The 2,629-nt window shown below is 37.5% G+C and carries 1 protein-coding gene; it reads left to right on the forward strand.

The features are described from left to right. The first annotated feature begins 166 nt into the window (after positions 1 to 166). Positions 167 to 2,593, forward strand: a complete 2,427-nt coding sequence (locus tag AC5JMF_RS15975) for a hybrid sensor histidine kinase/response regulator (protein WP_495796715.1) — start codon at positions 167 to 169, stop codon at positions 2,591 to 2,593. Positions 2,594 to 2,629: the final 36 nt, after the last annotated feature.

Raw genomic sequence — 2,629 nt, forward strand, 5'->3', positions numbered from 1 at the left:
GATAAATGACAAATGACCAATGAATAATCACAAAAGAATATAAAACCTCTATTTAATTTCTGTAAAAACTCCCTATACCTTGAAAAGATTGATTCCCTACTCACCACTCCCTACTCCCTACTCCCTGCCAACGCCAATAATTTCATAAACTAAGTTAGATTCTTATATGAAGGTCTGGAAGCAGCACTTCACTACTACAATAGCTAGTTACTTCTTACTTTTATCTCTCATTATGGTGGGTTTAGTGGGGGGAGTAGCTTTTTTAAAAGCTAGAGAAGCTCTCAAGCAAGCTGCTTTAGATAAACTGAGTGTAGCTGCAACACTTAAAGAAGGAGAAATTACACGTTGGTTTGAAAAGCAACAACAAGATTTTCTCTTGATAACTCAGTTTCCAGATGTCAGAAAAAATCTGAATGATACCCTCAGTGAAAATATCTCACAATCAGATTACCAAAAAGCTTATATTACTCTTTCGGAATACTTGTTAGAAATCAGCAAAGTCAAGCCTACTTTAAAGGAAATTTCTATTCTTGATCGCACTAATAAAATAATTGTTTCTACTAACAAAAAACTTGAGGGTAAGTATGAGCTATTAGCAAATATTACCTATGTAGAACAGTTTCAAGAAGGTAATAATTTTGCGCCAATTTTTTATGTTTCACCTGAGACAAGGAATCCAACGGTCACTTTAGCGAAAACTTTACGCAACAATGCTGAAGTACGTCAGGGGATTCTTTTAGTAACGCTGAACTTAACACAAATTGATGATATTGTTCGGGAGCGTACAGGTTTAGGGAATAGTGGTGAGACTTATTTAGTCGGCTCATTAGGTAGAAGTAAAAATACATTTATTTCCAAAGAAAAAGTAATTAAACAAGAATCAAATAAAGGTATTGACAGTGAAGGTATTGATGCTGCAATGAGTGGTTTGAGGGGTTATGGACTTTACCAAAACTATGCCGAAGTACCAGTACTGGGTGTTTACCGTTGGTTAAATGATCAAGACTTGGCTTTGATAGTAGAAATACATCAGCAAGAAGCATTTGCACCTGCTCGCCAATTAGCAAATACAATTATGTTGATTGGTTCGGTGTCAGCGGGAATTTTGCTGATGGCAGTGTATTGGCTATCACGACAATTAAGTATTTCTCGCAAACAATTAGAAGTCAAAGCTCAAGAGGCGGAAACTGCTAACTCTGCCAAAAGCCAATTTTTGGCCAACATGAGTCATGAATTACGCACTCCTTTAAATGCGATTTTAGGCTTTGCTCAGTTAATGGAGCGAGATAAAATGTTGAATTTTCAGCAACGAGAATCTCTCGCTACAATTAATCGCAGTGGAGAACATTTGCTGCGTTTAATTAATGATGTGTTGGAGATGTCCAAAATTGAAGCTGGACGCACAATTTTAAATTATGAAACCTTTGATTTACATCATTTGTTGCGGACTCTCCAAGACATGTTTAAGCTTCGTGCCAGTGTTAAGAATTTATCTTTGCAATTTTATTTAGATCCTAATTTACCTCGTTATATTTTTGCTGATGAAGGCAAGTTCCGCCAAATTCTGATTAATTTATTGGGGAATGCGATAAAATTTACCGAAAAAGGTGGTGTGAGTTTACGAGCAACAGTTAAGCAATGGAATATTAATAACTTAGATAAAAATCTCTGCATTCTCTGCTTTGAAGTAGAAGATACTGGTAAAGGTATTAGTTCAGATGAAATAGACAAAATTTTTGACCCTTTTGTGCAAACAACAAGTGGCGCCCAAACTAGAGGCGGCACTGGTTTAGGACTGGCAATCAGTCGTCAATTTGTGCAATTGATGGAGGGAAATATTAGTGTTAAAAGTATCTTGCACAAGGGTTCTAATTTTAGTTTTGAGGTGACAGTAGCTTTAATAGAAAAGTCACAGCCAGAATATACTACTAAAAAGCGAGTATTAAAAGTAGCTCCCTCGCAACCAAGCTATCGTATTCTCGTAGTAGATGATAGTGTCGAAAATCGAGATTTGTTAGCTAAATTACTGCTGTTTGTGGGGTTTGAGACTCGTACTGCTGCTGATGGACAAGAAGCGATCGCGATTTGGCAAACATGGCAACCTCATCTAATATGGATGGATATGCGGATGCCTGTGATGGATGGATATGAAGCTACTAGGCGCATCAAAGCTATGGCCAGACAGCACAAGACAGTAATCATTGCCTTAACTGCTAGTGCTTTTGAAGAACAGCAAGCAAATATCTTCGCCGCTGGTTGTGATGATTTAGTGCCTAAGCCTTTTCCAGAGCAGATTATTTTCGATAAGATGCACCAATACTTAGGGGTTGAGTATCTTTATGAAGAACAAGCTGCAAAAGAAGCAACTGCCAATCATATAACAACTCTCACTGCTCAAGATTTAAATATTATGCCTAGTGAGTGGGTAGCATCTCTTTATCAAGCAGCTACAGAGGTGGATGCAGACTTAGTTTTTCAACTGATTGAACAAATTCCGTCAACACATCAACCATTAGCTGATAAATTACGAGAATTAATGCAGCAATATGATTTTGATGAAATACAAAGAATCGCAATAATTCGTAATTCGTAATGACGCGACGCTCCTGCGTCGCTAACGCTGACGCTC

The organism is Desmonostoc vinosum, assembly GCF_059505385.1.